The following is a 15,102-nucleotide window of genomic DNA, read 5'->3' on the forward strand; positions in this document are numbered from 1 at the left end:
CCGGCTACGGGACCAACAGGCCCCGATCGTCCTTTTCCTGGAGCACCTGGAACGCCGCGGCGTCCACCTGGGCGGCAAACACGGGATCGGCCCCCGCCCGCGCCAGCACGCCCTGGTACAGGGTCCCGGCCATGGATTGGTTGGTGCACAGGGCCATGGTTCCTCCGGCGGCAATGAACTGCACCGCCCGCTCCGCCAGTGGCACCGTGGACACCTGGACGGCGTCGCAGATGTCGTCGGTGACGACGATCCCCGTGAAGCCAAGGTCGCTGCGGACCATGCCGGTGAGGATGGTGGCCGAAAACGGTGCCATGGCCGAGGCATCGATGGCCGGGTAGCTGGCGTTGGAGACCATCAGCCAACGGACCCCGGCCCGGACGGCGTCGGCGAACGGGGCCACGAAGGGATCATGGCGCGTGGTGGTGGCATCGCTGACACCGCTGGCCACATCGGTGTTGGCGGTGACCCGGCCCAGCCCCGGGAAGTGCTTCACCGTGGCCTGGACCCCGGCCGCGGCCATGCCCTGGGCAAACGCCAATCCATGCGCCGACACCGATTCCGGGGTGTAGCCGTATTCGCGGCCGAAGAACCCGATGGGGGCGTTGCTGGGCGCAAAGGCCGCACTCGGGACGGTGTCCAGCACCGGTGCCAGGTTGACGTTGATGCCGGCTCCGGCGAGCTCGCTGCCCCACTGTTGGGCATCGGTGCGCAGCTGCGCCGGGTCCAGGCTCCCCTGCTCCAACGCCGCAGGGATCACGGAAAAGCCCGGACCGTTCATGATCTGCACGAGTCCGCCCTCCTGGTCGGTGGCGACAAACGGCGCAACCCCGGGAACCGACGCCTCGACCTGGCTGCGGAGGCCTGCCACGACGGAGGCAATGGCGCCCGCACCGGCATAGCTGCGGCCCTTCAGGAAGACATTGCCCACACCCAGCTCCCCCAGCGCGGCGGAGGTGTTGGCATCGGGGCCGGCGACGGGCGAGCTCACCATGAGCACCTGCCCCACCTTCTGCCGCAGGGTCAGCCGCCGCAGGGCCGCCAGTGCGGCCGACGGCGGCGCTGTGGCCGGTGGCGCGCTGGTGGCCGGCGCTGTAGCCGGTGGCGCGGTGGCGGTGGGGACCGCCGCGGGCGTGGTTGTGCTGGGCGGGGCCGCCGTCGTGCCGCCGGGGCCCGGGGAGGCCGTGGAGTGGCCGGTGGGCGAGGAAGCGTTGAGGCCGAACACCACGGCCAGTCCGACGGCAACCGCCGCCATGGCCGCGGTCCACCACTGGTGCTTCGCCATGTGCAGTCCTCCGCTATCCCCTGCTGCGCAGATGGATGGCGTTGAGTGCATCCATCTCGTCATCGCTCATGGCGTCCAGCACTTTGCGCTCGCCCTTGTCGGTGCGCGCGAACTGGATGAACAGCAAGATCATGATGGGCAGGTCAGCGGCCTCGCAGATGAACCACAGCCAGTCCCCGGCCAGCTGCTGGTCGCGCAGCGGATTGGGGAACCAGCCCGGCAGCAGGGACGTTGGCGCGGCCGCGTGGTCAAGAATGGAGGTGTTCAGCCGGAGCGCAACGCCGGGGACGGCATCGGCCAGCAGCTCGATGAAGGCAAAGACAAACTGCAGCATCAACAACGACGTGGTGGTACGGGTGCCGGCCTCCGTGATGGGGAGCACCAGCAGCAGTCCCAGCAGCGGCACGGCCACGCCCAGCAGGGCCTCCACCACCGGGTCCAGCCGGGCAAAACCCGCCAGCGGGGTCAGGAGCATGGAGAAGACCAGCAGGCCCACCACGGGGGCCACGGCGCTGTTGCCAAAAAACTTCAGCGGCCACCGCGACAGGCCGGACAGCCTGGCGCGTACGCCCGGGTTGCGCAGGGCGGCCCGGGCCACGCCCAGCGGGAGCCCCAGTGCCAGTAGCATGGGCACCACGAAGAGCAGCAACGCCAGCCGGACCGAGAAGGCCCAGCGCAGCTCGGCGGCATAGCTGCCCAGGAAGCCGAAGCTGACCCAGGCATAGCTGCCCAGGCCCAGCAGGTAGAAGGCCAGCACCCGCCAGAGCGGGAAGGCGGTGCCCGCCCTGGCCGATTTGGCCAGCCCCACCCCGTACAGCGTTCCGGCGGCAAGCAACAGGGCCAGGGCCCAGGGGTCCAGGCTCCAGGTGGAAAGGAACGCGTTCAGCGGTGGCATCAGCCGCGGTTCTTCTCCCGCATGTCGCGCAGGGCCTCTCGGTTGTCCTGCTTTTCGCGCAGCGTCTGGCGCTTGTCGTAGTCCTTCTTGCCCTTGGCGATGGCGATTTCCACCTTGGCCCGGCCGTTGAGGAAATACAGCTGCAGCGGCACGATGGTGAAGCCGGACTCGCGCGTCTTGTGCGCAATCTTTTCCAGTTCCTCACGGTGCAGCAGCAGCTTGCGCCGGCGCCGCGCCGTGTGGTTGGTCCAGCTGCCGTTGAGGTACTCCGGGATGTAGGCCGCTTCCAGGTAGAGCTCGTCGTTGTAGAACGTGGCGAAGCCGTCCACCAGGGAGGCGCGCCCCTCGCGCAGCGATTTCACCTCGGTGCCCATCAGGACCAGTCCGGCCTCATAGGTGTCGTAGATGTGGTAGTCATGCCGGGCCTTCCGATTGGTGGCCACTACCTTCAGGCCACTTTCCTTAGGCACGGTGGAACTCCTTTACGCAGATGGGTGCAAGGGACAGTGTAGCAAGCGCCGCTTGCTACCCGCCCAGCACGGTCATGGGGTCAACGGGGCTGCCGTTGAGCCAGGTTTCAAAGTGGGCGTGGCAGCCGGTGGAATTTCCGGTGTTGCCGGAGTAGGCAACCAGCTGGCCGCGCTGCACCCGCTGGCCGGCCGAGACCAGCACGGAGCTGTTGTGGTAGTAGACGGTCATCAGGGCATTGCCCTGCACCACGCCGTGGCTGATCCACAGCACGTTGCCACCGCCGATGACCACATTGGTCTGGCCGGCCAGCTTCACGGTGCCGTCCGCGGGGGCGTAGATGGGCGTGCCGCACGGGGCGCCGAAGTCGATGCCGCTGTGCAGGTAGGAGCCGGTGCCGTTGAAGTCCATGGTGCCGGCCGGCACCTGGCGCCAGCCAAAGCCGGAGGTGATGGGGATGCCCGCGGCAAAGGGGTGCTGCAGGCCAAAGGCCGACGGATTGCCGGGGGGCGGGGGCACATAGTTGTTGCTGTTGCCGGACGCTGCCGCGTCCCGTTCGGCCTGGGCACGGGCCTCGGCCTCGGCGGCCTCGCGCTCCTTGCGCTGCTGCTCGGCGATCTGGGCGGCCACATTGTCCTGCTCGGCCTTGACCGCGGCCAGCTTGGCCTGGATCTCCGGCTTGCGCGCATTCAGCTGGGCGGAGAGTGTCGAGGTGTCGGCGATGAGCTTGTCCACCGCGGCCTTCTTGGCCTCCGCCTCGTCCCGGGCGGCCTTTTCCGCAGCCAACGCGGCATCGGCCTTGGCCTTGAGGTCCTTGATTTCCGCTTCGACGGCGGACAGGCGCGCCTGCGAGTTCACATTGGTGGCGTTTTGCTGGTTCAGCTTGTCCAGCATGGCATTCTGGCTGCGCATGGCCTGGCCGGCCATGTCCATGGTATTGGCCAGGTCTCCGCTGGAATTGGCACCAAGCATCAGGGACAGGTTGGTGGGCACACCGCCGGATTTGTAAGACTGCGCGGCAATCTGGCCGATCACCTTCTTGGCGTCGTTGGCCTTCCGCTTGTCGACATCGATCTGCGCGGCGATCTTGTCCATGTTCTGCTGGGCCAGATCCACCCGTGCCGCGAGCGACTCGGCCTCGGCGGCGGCGGCGCTGACCCGGCCCTGAGCCTCGGCCAGTGCCTGCTGCGCGCCCGGCAGCTGGCCCTGGAACAGGGTCAGGTCCGAGGCGGCCTTGGCGAGGGAGGAGTCGACAAATTCCAGCGACGACGCCACCTCGTTGGCCTGGTCCTGCAGCGCCGCGGCCTTGTCCGAGAGGTCATCGGCATGGGCCGGCGCAAAGGTCAGCAGCGACGCTGCCAGCAAGGTTGCGGCCACGACGGCGCCCGTGCTGGCAGCCCTGCGGCGCACCGCTGCCAGGGGGTTCCTCGTCCGCGCCGGAACTCCTGCCACCACTGTCTCCTCTTTGCCGTGTGCCACAGTCCCTCAGACCTTTAGATATTTCCGGAGCGTCAGTGCCGAGGAGATGCCGGCCAGCACAATGGCCAGCAGCACCAGCCCGGGTGCGAGCACCAGCACCTGGCTGGCCGAAATGAAGGCCGTGTCCTTGTAGGTGTCGGCCAGGTAGCCCTGGACCAGGAACCGCGCCACGGCCCACACCGCCACGGAGGCCAACACCGCGCCGACCACCGCGGCGATCACCCCCTCCAGCACAAAGGGCAGCTGGATGACCGTCTTGGAGGCTCCCACCAGCCGCATGATGCCGGTTTCCCGCCTCCGGCTGAAGGCGGAGAGCCGAATGGTGTTCGCGATGAGCAAGATGGCGCACAGGATCATCAATCCGGCAATGGCGACGGCCACCACCGAGGCACCGTTCATCACGGAGAACAGTTGCTCCAGCAGCTGGCGCTGGTCAATGACCGTCTCCACGCCGGGGGTGGCGGAGAACGATTCGTTGATGATCTGGTACTTCTCCGGGTTGACCAGGCTTACCCGGAAGGAGGACGGCAGCTGGTCGGCCGTCACCGAATCCACGATCGGGGAATTCTTGAACTGCTCGCGGAAGTGCTTGAGCGCGTCGTCCTGGGACTCGTACTGGTACGCGTTGATGTAGGGCTTGATGGCCGGGGATTCCAGCATCGTGGTGATCGTGGCCTTCTGCTCCGCCGTGGCCGGGCCGGAGGCACAGGTCGCGGCGGTGGAGGTGTCCACGCAGAGGAAGACTGCCACCTGGACCTTGTCGTACCAGTAGCCCTTCATCTGGCCGATCTGCATCTGCAGCATGCCGGCAAAGCCAACGAAGGTCAGCGACACGAAGGTCACCAGGACCACGGAGATGACCATGGAGAGGTTGCGGCGCAGGCCGGAGCCGATTTCGCCGAGGATAAACGCCAATCTCACGCTTCGGCCTCCTTGGCCAAGGCATCCGCACGCTCGCCCGGGCCGGTGCGCGGCGCCGCGGAGACCACGGGGATCATCGAGGTGTAGAGTGCCTTCGCCTCATCGCGCACGATCTCGCCGTTGCGGAGCTCGACGACGCGCTTGCGCATCTCGTTCACGATGTCGTCGTCGTGCGTGGCCATGACCACAGTGGTGCCGTTCTGGTTGATCTTGTCCAGAACCTTCATGATGCCCAACGAGGTGGTTGGGTCAAGGTTTCCGGTTGGCTCGTCGGCCAGCAGGATGCCGGGGTTGTTGACGACGGCGCGGGCGATGGCCACGCGCTGCTGCTCGCCGCCGGAGAGTTCATGCGGCAGGCGGTTTTCCTTGCCCTCCAGGCCCACGGTCTTGAGCACCTCGGGCACGCGGTCGTTGATGATGCCGCGGCTCCGCCCGATCACCTGCATGGCAAAGGCCACGTTACCGAACACCGTCTTGTTGGGGAGCAGGCGGAAGTCCTGGAACACGACGCCAATGCCGCGGCGCAGTTTGGGCACGCGCCAGCTGGAGATGTTGGCGACGTTTTGGCCAGCCACGTACACGGCGCCGCGGGTGGCCAGCTCCTCCTTGAGCACGAGGCGGAGGAAGGTGGATTTGCCGGACCCGGAGGATCCGACCAGGAAGGTGAATTCACCGCGGTCGATTTCCAGTGACACGGAATCCAGCGCGGGGCGGGTCTTCCTGTCATAAACCTTGGTGACATTATCGAAACGAATCATGACTCTTCTGACGCCCTTCCAGCGAACGGTGCTGGCACGCCGGTGCACGGGCACTGGTGTGGGGGGAAGAAACCACCGGCTTATCGACTATAGACATCCGGTGCAGCCAATCCGGGACACCCGGCAGGCGTGTCCCGAAGAAACGTTGGATGCCTACTGGGCGGCGGCGTTGCGGTTGTCGGCCCGCCAGCGGATGCCGGCGTCGATGAAATCGTCGATCTCGCCGTCGAGCACGGCGGAGGTGTTGCCCACCTCGTGCTCGGTGCGCAGGTCCTTGACCATCTGGTACGGGTTGAGCACATAGGAGCGCATCTGGTCGCCCCAGGAGGCCTTGACGTCCCCGGCCAGCGCCTTCTTTTCCGCGTTCTCCTCCGCCTGCTTGAGCAGCAGCAGGCGGGACTGCAGCACGCGCATGGCCGCGGCGCGGTTCTGCAGCTGGGACTTCTCGTTCTGCATCGACACCACCGTGCCGGTGGGGATGTGCGTGAGCCGGACGGCGGAGTCGGTGGTGTTCACCGACTGGCCGCCGGGGCCGGAGGAGCGGAACACATCCACGCGGATCTCGTTGTCCGGGATCTCGATGCTGTCTGTGGATTCGATCAGCGGAATGACCTCCACGGCGGCAAAGGAGGTCTGGCGGCGGCCCTGGTTGTCGAAGGGGCTGATGCGCACCAGGCGGTGCGTGCCAGCCTCCACGCTCAGCGTGCCAAAGGCGTAGGGGGCCTTGACCTCAAAGGTGGCGGACTTCAGGCCGGCCTCTTCGGCGTAGGAGGTGTCAAGCACCGCCGTCGGGTAGCCGTGGCGTTCGGCCCAGCGCAGGTACATGCGCAGCAGCATCTCGGCAAAGTCCGCGGCATCCACGCCGCCGGCGCCGGAACGGATGGTCACCACTGCCTCGCGCTCGTCATACTCCCCCGCCAGCAGCGTGGTGATCTCCAGGTCCTGCAGGGATTTCTGCAGCACCGGGAGGTCCTTGGCCGCCTCGGCCAGGGAATCGGCGTCGCCCTCCTCCTGGGCCAGCTCCACCAGCACCTCAAGATCGTCGATCCGGGATTCAAGGCTTTCCAGCTTTTCCAGCTTGGACTGGGCGTGGCTCAGCCGGCTGGTCACCTTCTGCGCCGCGGCGGGATCGTCCCAGAGGTTCGGGGCGCCGGCCTGGTCGGAGAGGTCCTCGATGTCCTCCTTGAGCTTGTCCACCTCGGACACGCGCTCGATGGAGACGTAGGTGGCGCGCAGCGCCTTGATTTCTGCGGAAAAATCGATCTCAGCCATGATGTTCAAGCCTACGTCATTGACACGCGCCCGTTACCGTGCCAGCTGCGAGCGCGCCGTCCCGGTGGCGGTGATGGCGATGCCGTCCGGGACCAGGAAGTTGATGAATACCGGATGCACGACGGCGGTCAGGACCACCTCGGCCGTGTGGCCGTCCGGCGTGCCCGTGCCCGGCCCCACTGCCAGCGCGGCGAACCGCTCGTAGCTTCCGTTGAGCTGGAGATAGGTGGCCACGGCCCCTTGGATCCGCGCTGGCGAGAGCAGCGCCGCCGGAGCGCCATTCCCCTCCACCACCGCGCCGAGGGTGAAACTGTCCGCGGCCGCCACGGCAGCCCCGTCAGCGGCGGAGAGCAGCTTCTTGTGTTCGATGTAGACGCTGGAGACGGCGGAGACCACCGTGGCCAGCAGCAGCGCCAGCACGACATATCCGAGAAGGAGCACCATGAGCTGGCCGGACTCGCGCCCGCCCGATGGCCCCTCCCCCGCAGGACGCGCCATCAGCGGAACCGCCCCACTACTTGGCTGGCCGTGGCATCGACGGTGCCCGCGTGCAGCGCAATCCCGGGCAGTGAGGCCACCACGGGCAGCGGAATGCGCAGCGTCACTGTCGCGGTGACGGTGGACCCCGGGCTCAGGCAGCCGCCGGTGCCGCAGCCGATCTCCAGTGTTGCGTCCCCGGCCGAAAATCCCTGGTCCGCCACCGCCAGCAGCACCGCCTGTTCCGCGGCGGCCCGGGCCGTTCCCGGGTCCCGCTGTGCGGCAAAGACCTTGGCGGCCTGGTCCGCGGCACCGACGGCGGCATAGGCCCCGCCCTGCAGTGCCCCCAACGTCAGGACAAAGTACACCAGCGGGACCATCAGCAGCACGGACAGGAAGACGAATTCCAGCACCGCACTGCCCTCCTCGCCGCCGGCTGGCGCCCGGCCACCGCCCGGATCAGGGTGCCAGCGCGGCATGGCCGCTCACCTCCAGCGAGCGGCTGGGACCCAGCAGCCCGATGACCGGCAGCGGTGCCCGCACGGTGACGGTCAGCACCGCCACGCCGTCGATGCTCTGCACGGCGGTGCTCACCTGCTGGGCGTATCCCGGTCCGAGGGCCGTGGCGATCAGAGAAGCCGTCCGCCCGCGGGCGTCGTCGGCAGTGCGGTCCGCCAGCGTGCCGTACCTGGCGCCGGAGGAGGCGGCATCGGCGACGGTGTTGCGCACATGCAGCACCAGGGCCAGTTGGACCACGGCCAGGAAAAGGAGTGTCAGCAGGGCCGAGACCAGCACGAAGTCCACTACGGCCGAACCCCGTTCGGCGGGCCGGGGCGCTAGGGGCCGGTGCTGACCTGGCCGATCGCCTGGTTGAACAGGCCCTCGAGGGCGGGCCCGGCGACAGCCAGCAGCCCTGCCACCAGGACGGCCGACATGAGCGTGATCATCACCCAGCCGGGCACGTCCCCGCGGTCCGGTGCGTCCGCCGCCGTGCCGGTTGCCCGGTCCCACAACGTTCGTCCCCGGCGGGCCATCGCCGTCGTGCCCAGCAGTATGGTGCCCAGCAGGACTGCCGGCGCCCGGTTTGGTGCTCGCATGGTGTCTCCCTTTGGTTGGTTGGTGCGGGATGGGTGTCACAGCTGGGTGCGGGGCCATCTCAGAACCCCAATTGCAGGACGGCGAGGCCCGGGAACACGGCGAACAGCACGGTGAGCGGCAGGATGCCGAACACCAGCGGCACCACGATAAGGAATAGTCCCTATTACTGAAAATCAGTAAAAGCCCCGGCAGGCTTGCAGGCCTCCGGGGTATGGCATCCAGCGAATAGGACCGGACACATGCACAAAGCTACCACCACCACTTCCCCGCAGGTAGGGCAGCGCGTGAAGCACCGCGCAACCGGCGAGATGGGCACCGTAACCGGCGTGGAGACGATCCCCCGCGGCACCTACGTCCACGTCACATGGGACGATCCTGAGGCGCTGGAAATGCCCTCGTCCCTGCGCGTCGAGTTCGTAATCCTGATGGATGAGCTCCTGAACACGGCGGGCCCCTACAGCTATTACGATGCGACGCTTGCCAAGATCCGGGCCGTCATCGCCGGGTCTCCGCTGACGTACAAGGCCGTTGCGGCCGGTGTCGGCATGTCCGATTCCACGCTTCGGCGCCGGCTCTCCGGTGAGGGCACGCTGATGGTGTCCGATATTGCCGCCCTGGCGGAAGTCCTGGGGTGCCGCATGTCGGCCCTCGTCGCCTAGCCTCCCCCGCCCTGCCAGCTCGCATTTCAAATGCGGAAGGGTGTGCACAGTCTGCACACCCTTGGCAGCGGCCGGGATGCGAGTGGGTCGGCAAAACCTACCCACTCGTTTCCAGGTTTCTGCCTGCGTCGTTCCTGCCCACCTAGCCCGGGGTTTTCATCAGGGTTGGGCTGAGGGGTGTGTTTAAGACACGAAAAGGTGCTCTGACAAGGGAAAATAGGGGTGTCTACGCCGTTATTTCCGTGTCTTGAAGGAGCACCTTTTCGATGCATCAGCCTACCAAGGTCTTCCCGTCCCTCCCGGTCACTTTCACCGGCCAGTCGCTGGTCTCCCATGCCGGGGGACGGATCCTGACCTCATTCATCGACGCCCTCGGGTTCCGGGACCTGTGCGAGGACCGGCTCGGGCAGTTCGTCCCCGCGATGGCCTCACACCGGCCCGGGAGGCTGCTCGGGTCGCTGGCGGTGATGCTCGCCGCCGGCGGCGAGCACGCCTCGGACCTGGACATCCTGCGCGCCCAGCCCGGCGTGTTCGGCAACGTGCCCTCGAACGCAACAGTCTCCCGGTTCTTCGAACGCACCGTGAAGAACCCGGACGTCTTCGATTACGGCTTTTCGACCCTGGCCAAGGAACTGCGGACCCGGGCATGGGAAGCCGCAGGAGACCGCAGCCCGGCGGTGAAGGCGACGGCCGCGGACCCGCTGCTCATCGACCTCGACGCCACCTTGGTGACCTCGCACTCGGACAAGGAACAGGCCACCGGAAACTACAAGGGCGGGTTCGGATTCGCCCCGTTCACCGCCAGCCTCGATTACGGTGCCGGCAGCGGCACCGGGGAGGAACTCGCGGTACTGTTGCGTCACGGCGGGGCCACGGCGAACAACGCCGAGGACCACATCCGCATCTTCGAGGCCGCCATCGCCGTCCTGCCCGACTCCCTCTACGGTGGGACCGGGGAACTGGACGGGGAGAAGATCCTGGTCCGCACCGACAGCGCCGGCGCGTCCCGGAAGTTCCTCTGGTACCTGCATTCGCGGGGCGTGCAGTTCTCCGCCTCGTACCCGGTGCCGGTCGGCAAGGCCCACATGATCGACTGGATCAACGACAAGAAATACTGGCAACCGGCCCTGGACCAGGACGGGGTCGAACGCGATGACGCCTGGGTCATCAACGCCACGCAGGTGATCCCGCTCGATGACTACCCGCCGGGGACGAAGATCTTCCTGCGCGCCGAACCGCTGCACCCCGGCGCGACACCGACCCTGCTCGACATCGACGGTCACCGTGTGACAGCGTTTCTGACGAACTCCCCGCGCTGGCACGGACCTTTTCTGGATGCCCGGCACCGGGCCCGCGGCCGGGCCGAGAACCGCATCAAAACCCTAAAGAACACCGGGCTCGGAAAGCTCCCCTTCTTCGATTTCGCTGCCAACCAGGCCTGGGCCAACCTCGCGGTCCTGGCCGCGAACCTGGTCTCCTGGCTCCAGCTCACCGCCCTGCCCGACGGCCACAAAGCACGGGGCTGGGACATCAAACGCTGGCGCTACCGGCTCTTCGCCACCGCCGGGAAAATCATCACCCGCGCCCGCCGGAACCACCTGCTGCTGCCCGCCGCCGCGCCGGAGCAACCCCTGATCAGCGCCCTGCTCGAAGCCATTGAACGGATCGCCGCAGCCGCGAACCGCCCCGCGGTCCTCCTGCGGGCCTGACACCGCAACCCCCCGTCAACCAACGAGCAGGAAAGAAGAACACCAACGGGAACAGTGGAAGCCCGCGCACAGCCCGGCGCCCCCGGGTCCATCAGCCACACCCGAAATCCGATTCAGCCCGCCGGGACGGCAAAACCCGCACCCAACGCCCCGACCGCCGTCCGATGAAAAATCCGGGCTAGACGCTAACCAGTGTGGGCGCGGTGTCTATACCCCTCTTCAAGCCCGAACCGCCGGGCTGCCGTCCACAATGCGCAAGTGGCCGGATGACGCCAGCCTGCCCCGGTTCACTGGGCGGGCTACAGGCGTTGGAATATCGCAGACAAGGGGCGGGGGCTTTGGGATGCTGCGGCGGTAGGGGACTCTCCGGGAGATCTCCCCGTAGGGGTCCTTATGGGGATCCTTGAACCTGACCCTCGAGCCTGACTGATCCCGTCCATGGATTCGACGGTTCGGGGTAAGTCGTCTGAGTAATTTTGCTCAGACAGGTCATTGGCTACCGTCTTTTGGCTGGCCCCAACAATCGGCGCGATGGCCCTTGTGCTCATGCCCTCGGTACTACCGACCCCATGACATCGCCGTGGTCCTTTTCAGGGTTGACCCTGAAAAGGCGAATGCCCCGCACTGCCTGGGCGGGCTGTACGGGGCATTCATTGTTGCGCAGGGCGGCGGCTCCGTCATCTAATCGGAACCCGTGCCGGCCTTCATTCCATTTGCGACAAGGACTAACCGCATCCGGTGATGTTGACGCCGATTTGTCAGCTCTTCGAGGTGACGGGCTTTACCCATCCGAACGACTGCCAATGTTCGGCAATCGAGACGGGAACCTCTGCCACGTCTCCGGGGCCGTAGGGGGTGCTGTCGTGAACGACACGGAACGGGGTCAGGACTTCAACGGTGGCCGTCATGCTCAGGCCAGCGCCGTAAGGATGTTCACGGCGGACGGGCGCTGAACACCAAGGGTCAGGCGCTCGGTCGCCCGGACCTTGACCTTGCCGCTTTCGAAGTCCGTCCCGCCCGAGTTCGTCATCTCCAAGGTGACGCCCTGGCGGATGAACGCGGTGGCCGCAATGTGGAGGTTGGCGAGCACGGCAGTTCCGGCGGCAATCTGCGTCGTCTGGACCACCGGGATGCCCCACACGTCATTGACGGTGCTCTGTCCCGGATCTCCCAGAATGTAGTTGCCCTGGGTGTTCTTGGCGCGCCGAATTATGGACCACGTTTGAGGCGATACGATCAGCGCGTCGGGCTCACAGAAGCTGGAGCCGGTGCGAAGATCCATGATGCCCTGCTCGATGACATCCAGGTTACTGTCCGTGCCCTTGGCGCGGGTCAGGACGCCGGAGGTGTTGAGCAGGCCGCGGATCTGCGGCGACGTGCCGGAACCGTTCAACAGGGCCGCGTTTTCGGCATCCACGATCTGGCGCTGAAGCTCAACGGACACGTAATCCCGGAAGGTGCTGTAATCGGCAATGAGCTCATCCGTCAGCGTGGTGTAGATGCCGATCTTCTCAAGCTTCAGGATTGCTTGCGTGGTGGTCAGCGAGGATTCCGGCATTGCCGCGCCGGCTGCAACCGCGGCCGCGTTCGCCGAGTTGGCGGAGTGGATCAGAAATTCCACACTGGGCGCGGACGTCGAAGTGGTCAGAAGGTGGTCCAGGATCCGGGAGGGCTCAAAGCGCTTGTCCACAAGTCCGATGAGCTGCGGCGGCAACTGGCCGGCGGTGGCCGTGGAAGATGCGGCGTCCTTCATGCCCAGTTCGGCGCGGAAGTTCCCGCCGCCCTTGATGGACAGAAACGCCTCGTTCAGGTGTTCGTCCGGGATGCTCAGGCTCGGGACGGCGGCACCCTTTGCGGCGATGCCGTACGCGGCGGAAACGGACGATCCGCTGTTCAGGGACTCCCCGCCCACCATGAGGCGCAGGGACTTCTGGTAGGCCTCCACGACTTGGCGGTGACCGTCCATCTCCGACTGCATGCCCTTGAGCACGGTCATTTTCTCAGTGTTGCTCAGGGTGGAGTCGTTGGCGACTTCCTGGGCCTTGGTGCCGATCCGGGAAAGTTCGCGGGTCGAGTAGAGAGCTGCAGACATTTTGAATCCTTAAGTCAGTGGCGCCGGAATGCGGCGCGGGATGTGTTGGGTTGCCCTGGCGGGCGTCAGGCTTGCTGGTCTTGGTAGATGGAAGGAACGGACGGGGGTCAAACAGCGGCGGCGTGAGCTCCGGCGGCGGCGGACCGTCTCTGAAGCATCTTTTCTTACCTTTGTCCATTCTATCCGAATATGTTTACTAATGAAAGCTTTTAGGTTAGAATGCCTCTTCGAAAAATGGAGCCGGGGCCGCCGCCCGGAATCAAAGGGGGGTCACAGAGTTGAACGTATACGCGAAGGGGTTACCAAACGGGCGTTCGGCCAATCGCGGCAGAGATGGAAGCCCCCCACCGGGGTATCCACTCGGCGGTTACCCATGGGCGGTGGCGAATTGTGCCGTTTGCCCGCCCATGGGTGCCCTGCCTACTGCCAGTCCTTGTCCTGCTTGCTCGCTGCCCTGTGGCCGAATCCGCCGTCATCGCGTACCGTTTTTCGGCTATGGCATGAGTGACAAAGCGCGCTCAGATTTGTTTCGTCGTAGGCGCGTAGTCCGGTGCGCCCGGTGCCGTCCCGATGGTCCACGTCTGTGGCGGCCATGCCGCACACGATGCACCACGGATGCCTGGTCAGGTAGTCGCGGCTGAACTCTGCCCACTGCTTTGTCCATCCGCGCCGGTAGCCGTTCGGGCGGCGCTTGTCTGACTCCCTGCTGGACTCGGTGCGGTGCCTGGCACATTTACCGCCCGGCACCAGCTCGGGGCAGGGCTGGGCAGTGCATAGGCTCATGGGTGAGATGGGCATCTGTCAGAACTCCACGTAGTCCGGGCATCCGGGCTGGTGCGTGATGCCCACAGCGCGGAGCATGCCGCCGTCATGGCCGATGGCTTCGACCTTGGGGACGCAGTGCCGGCAGGTGGTTTCCGCCAGCGCGGCGGCTGCCTCGATGCGCCGGAGCTCGTGTAGCGGATCCCGGACGGGCAGCGGCGGGAGCTTGTAGTTCGGGTCGAACGGGTTTTCGGTCATGGTCGGTTGTCCTTTGGGTCGGGTTGGTAGCTGCTTGGGTGGCGGGAATGTCGGGGTGCCGTGGTTGCGGCCGCGGGTGGTCTTGGTCTTGGTGAGCTGGGCCTGTAGGCGGATCCCGGCGTGATAACTTCCGCTGCTCACGGCGTGGTAACCGTCATGTCGGGGGTGATCGGTTCACCCCACGGGATCCCGCGTGGAATTGGGTTGGGAGCGCCGGGGGCCGCTGGTGGCGGCGCTTGGAACGTCAGCGGGCCCGGTGTCGTCGTGGGCGCGGGTTCAGGGGTGGGAGTGGTCATTTGCTGGCTCCTTAGCGCAGGTAGATCGCGGTGGCGTAGATGTTGGCCTGGTTGGCTGTGGACGCTGCCCAAGTGGTGGTTCCGGCGCGGGTGGCAACCCCTACGGTGATGGTTTGCCCGCCGGTCAGCCCGGTAAGCGTGGTGTGGAACGGAGCACCGAGACCAACACCCAAACCGGCCGGGGCCGCCGTGTAAAGTTCGCCGCCGTTGACGGCCTGGACCACCGCTTGCACGTAGAGGTAATCGCTGCTGGCGGTGCTGTTTTGGCCCATGGCCGTTGGGTTGGCAATCACGATTGCTTGAGTGAATCCCGCGGGGACGGTCAAGGCAACCGAAGCCCTAACCGTGCTGGTGGTGGTGATTGCGTAGTTGTTGATGCCGTTTGATGCCGTGCCGATTTGAACGGGGGTGGCCAGCGCAGCGTTATTGATGATGCCGGGGGGAAGGGAGAGTGTGCCGGTGATCGTGGCGGGCCCGTTGATGTTCACGTACCCGTCAAGGTTGACCCCGCCATCCCTTGGCTTGATGCCGGCGAAGTCGAGCGGGGTCAGTGTAGACCGCTCCAGAATGTCGAGCCGGCTACTCAGCGCTTTGAACTTGTTCAAGAACTGGACCATGGGGTCCGTCTCGACGGTGTACCGGGGAATGCCGGTGAGGTCTTGTGCCATGTCGTTTC

Annotated in this window: 16 protein-coding genes; 2 read left to right on the forward strand and 14 right to left on the reverse strand. The window is 66.2% G+C overall.

The features are described 5' to 3' along the window. Nucleotides 1-4 precede the first annotated feature (4 nt). From ACQCSX_RS08615 to ACQCSX_RS08665, 11 genes are all read right to left on the reverse strand, one after another. On the reverse strand, nt 5-1,282 hold the full coding sequence (locus ACQCSX_RS08615) for a glycoside hydrolase family 3 N-terminal domain-containing protein (RefSeq protein WP_427018578.1): 1,278 nt from the start codon (nt 1,280-1,282) through the stop codon (nt 5-7). Nucleotides 1,283-1,295: 13 nt separating this feature from the next. Continuing rightward, the gene (locus ACQCSX_RS08620; RefSeq protein ID WP_427018579.1) at nt 1,296-2,177 is read right to left on the reverse strand and encodes a cytochrome c oxidase assembly protein; all 882 of its coding nucleotides are present in this window, start codon (nt 2,175-2,177) and stop codon (nt 1,296-1,298) included. Beyond that, nucleotides 2,177-2,647 (reverse strand): SsrA-binding protein SmpB, encoded by a 471-nt coding sequence (smpB, locus tag ACQCSX_RS08625; protein ID WP_427018580.1) that lies wholly within the window; start codon nt 2,645-2,647, stop codon nt 2,177-2,179. Before smpB ends, ACQCSX_RS08620 begins: the two co-directional genes overlap by 1 nt. A gap of 55 nt (nt 2,648-2,702) precedes the next feature. Continuing rightward, nucleotides 2,703-4,097 (reverse strand): M23 family metallopeptidase, encoded by a 1,395-nt coding sequence (locus tag ACQCSX_RS08630; protein ID WP_427018581.1) that lies wholly within the window; start codon nt 4,095-4,097, stop codon nt 2,703-2,705. 33 nt (nt 4,098-4,130) lie between these two features. After that, a complete protein-coding gene (gene ftsX, locus ACQCSX_RS08635; RefSeq protein ID WP_427018582.1) occupies nt 4,131-5,045 on the reverse strand; it encodes a permease-like cell division protein FtsX in 915 nt (304 codons plus the stop codon). Continuing rightward, complete coding sequence (ftsE, locus tag ACQCSX_RS08640) at nt 5,042-5,803, reverse strand: cell division ATP-binding protein FtsE (protein ID WP_427018583.1); 762 nt, start codon at nt 5,801-5,803, stop codon at nt 5,042-5,044. The genes ftsX and ftsE overlap by 4 nt, the downstream gene beginning before the upstream one ends. 153 nt (nt 5,804-5,956) lie before the next feature. Then, complete coding sequence (gene prfB / locus ACQCSX_RS08645) at nt 5,957-7,075, reverse strand: peptide chain release factor 2 (RefSeq protein WP_427018584.1); 1,119 nt, start codon at nt 7,073-7,075, stop codon at nt 5,957-5,959. 33 nt (nt 7,076-7,108) lie between these two features. Continuing rightward, nucleotides 7,109-7,573 carry a pilus assembly protein TadG-related protein gene (locus ACQCSX_RS08650; protein WP_427018585.1) on the reverse strand — a complete coding sequence of 155 codons (465 nt, stop codon included), beginning with the start codon at nt 7,571-7,573 and terminating at the stop codon, nt 7,109-7,111. Continuing rightward, entirely contained in the window at nt 7,573-8,031 is a 459-nt protein-coding gene (locus ACQCSX_RS08655) for a hypothetical protein (RefSeq protein ID WP_427018586.1), read from the reverse strand. Before ACQCSX_RS08655 ends, ACQCSX_RS08650 begins: the two co-directional genes overlap by 1 nt. Further along, nucleotides 8,012-8,356: a TadE/TadG family type IV pilus assembly protein gene (locus tag ACQCSX_RS08660; protein WP_427018587.1), complete on the reverse strand. Its 345-nt coding sequence runs from the start codon at nt 8,354-8,356 to the stop codon at nt 8,012-8,014. Before ACQCSX_RS08660 ends, ACQCSX_RS08655 begins: the two co-directional genes overlap by 20 nt. 32 nt (nt 8,357-8,388) lie before the next feature. After that, nucleotides 8,389-8,586, reverse strand: a complete 198-nt coding sequence (locus tag ACQCSX_RS08665) for a hypothetical protein (protein WP_427019014.1) — start codon at nt 8,584-8,586, stop codon at nt 8,389-8,391. 303 nt (nt 8,587-8,889) lie between these two features. On the opposite strand from ACQCSX_RS08665, the gene ACQCSX_RS08670 reads away from it, so the two are divergent. Continuing rightward, nucleotides 8,890-9,309 carry a helix-turn-helix domain-containing protein gene (locus ACQCSX_RS08670; protein ID WP_427018588.1) on the forward strand — a complete coding sequence of 140 codons (420 nt, stop codon included), beginning with the start codon at nt 8,890-8,892 and terminating at the stop codon, nt 9,307-9,309. Nucleotides 9,310-9,575: 266 nt separating this feature from the next. Continuing rightward, nucleotides 9,576-11,018 (forward strand): IS1380 family transposase, encoded by a 1,443-nt coding sequence (locus tag ACQCSX_RS08675; RefSeq protein ID WP_427015697.1) that lies wholly within the window; start codon nt 9,576-9,578, stop codon nt 11,016-11,018. 910 nt (nt 11,019-11,928) lie between these two features. On the opposite strand, the gene ACQCSX_RS08680 is transcribed toward ACQCSX_RS08675, so the two are convergent. The 3 genes from ACQCSX_RS08680 to ACQCSX_RS08690 all read right to left on the reverse strand — a co-directional run bounded on the left by ACQCSX_RS08680 (nt 11,929) and on the right by ACQCSX_RS08690 (nt 15,094). Next, nucleotides 11,929-13,110, reverse strand: coding sequence for a phage major capsid protein (locus tag ACQCSX_RS08680; protein WP_427018589.1), 1,182 nt, complete (start codon nt 13,108-13,110; stop codon nt 11,929-11,931). Between the two features lie 801 nt (nt 13,111-13,911). Continuing rightward, nucleotides 13,912-14,130: a hypothetical protein gene (locus tag ACQCSX_RS08685; RefSeq protein ID WP_427018590.1), complete on the reverse strand. Its 219-nt coding sequence runs from the start codon at nt 14,128-14,130 to the stop codon at nt 13,912-13,914. Nucleotides 14,131-14,437: 307 nt separating this feature from the next. Further along, nucleotides 14,438-15,094, reverse strand: a complete 657-nt coding sequence (locus tag ACQCSX_RS08690) for a hypothetical protein (protein ID WP_427018591.1) — start codon at nt 15,092-15,094, stop codon at nt 14,438-14,440. Nucleotides 15,095-15,102: the final 8 nt, after the last annotated feature.

Source organism: Pseudarthrobacter sp. P1 (assembly GCF_050156935.1).
GTDB lineage: Bacteria > Actinomycetota > Actinomycetes > Actinomycetales > Micrococcaceae > Specibacter.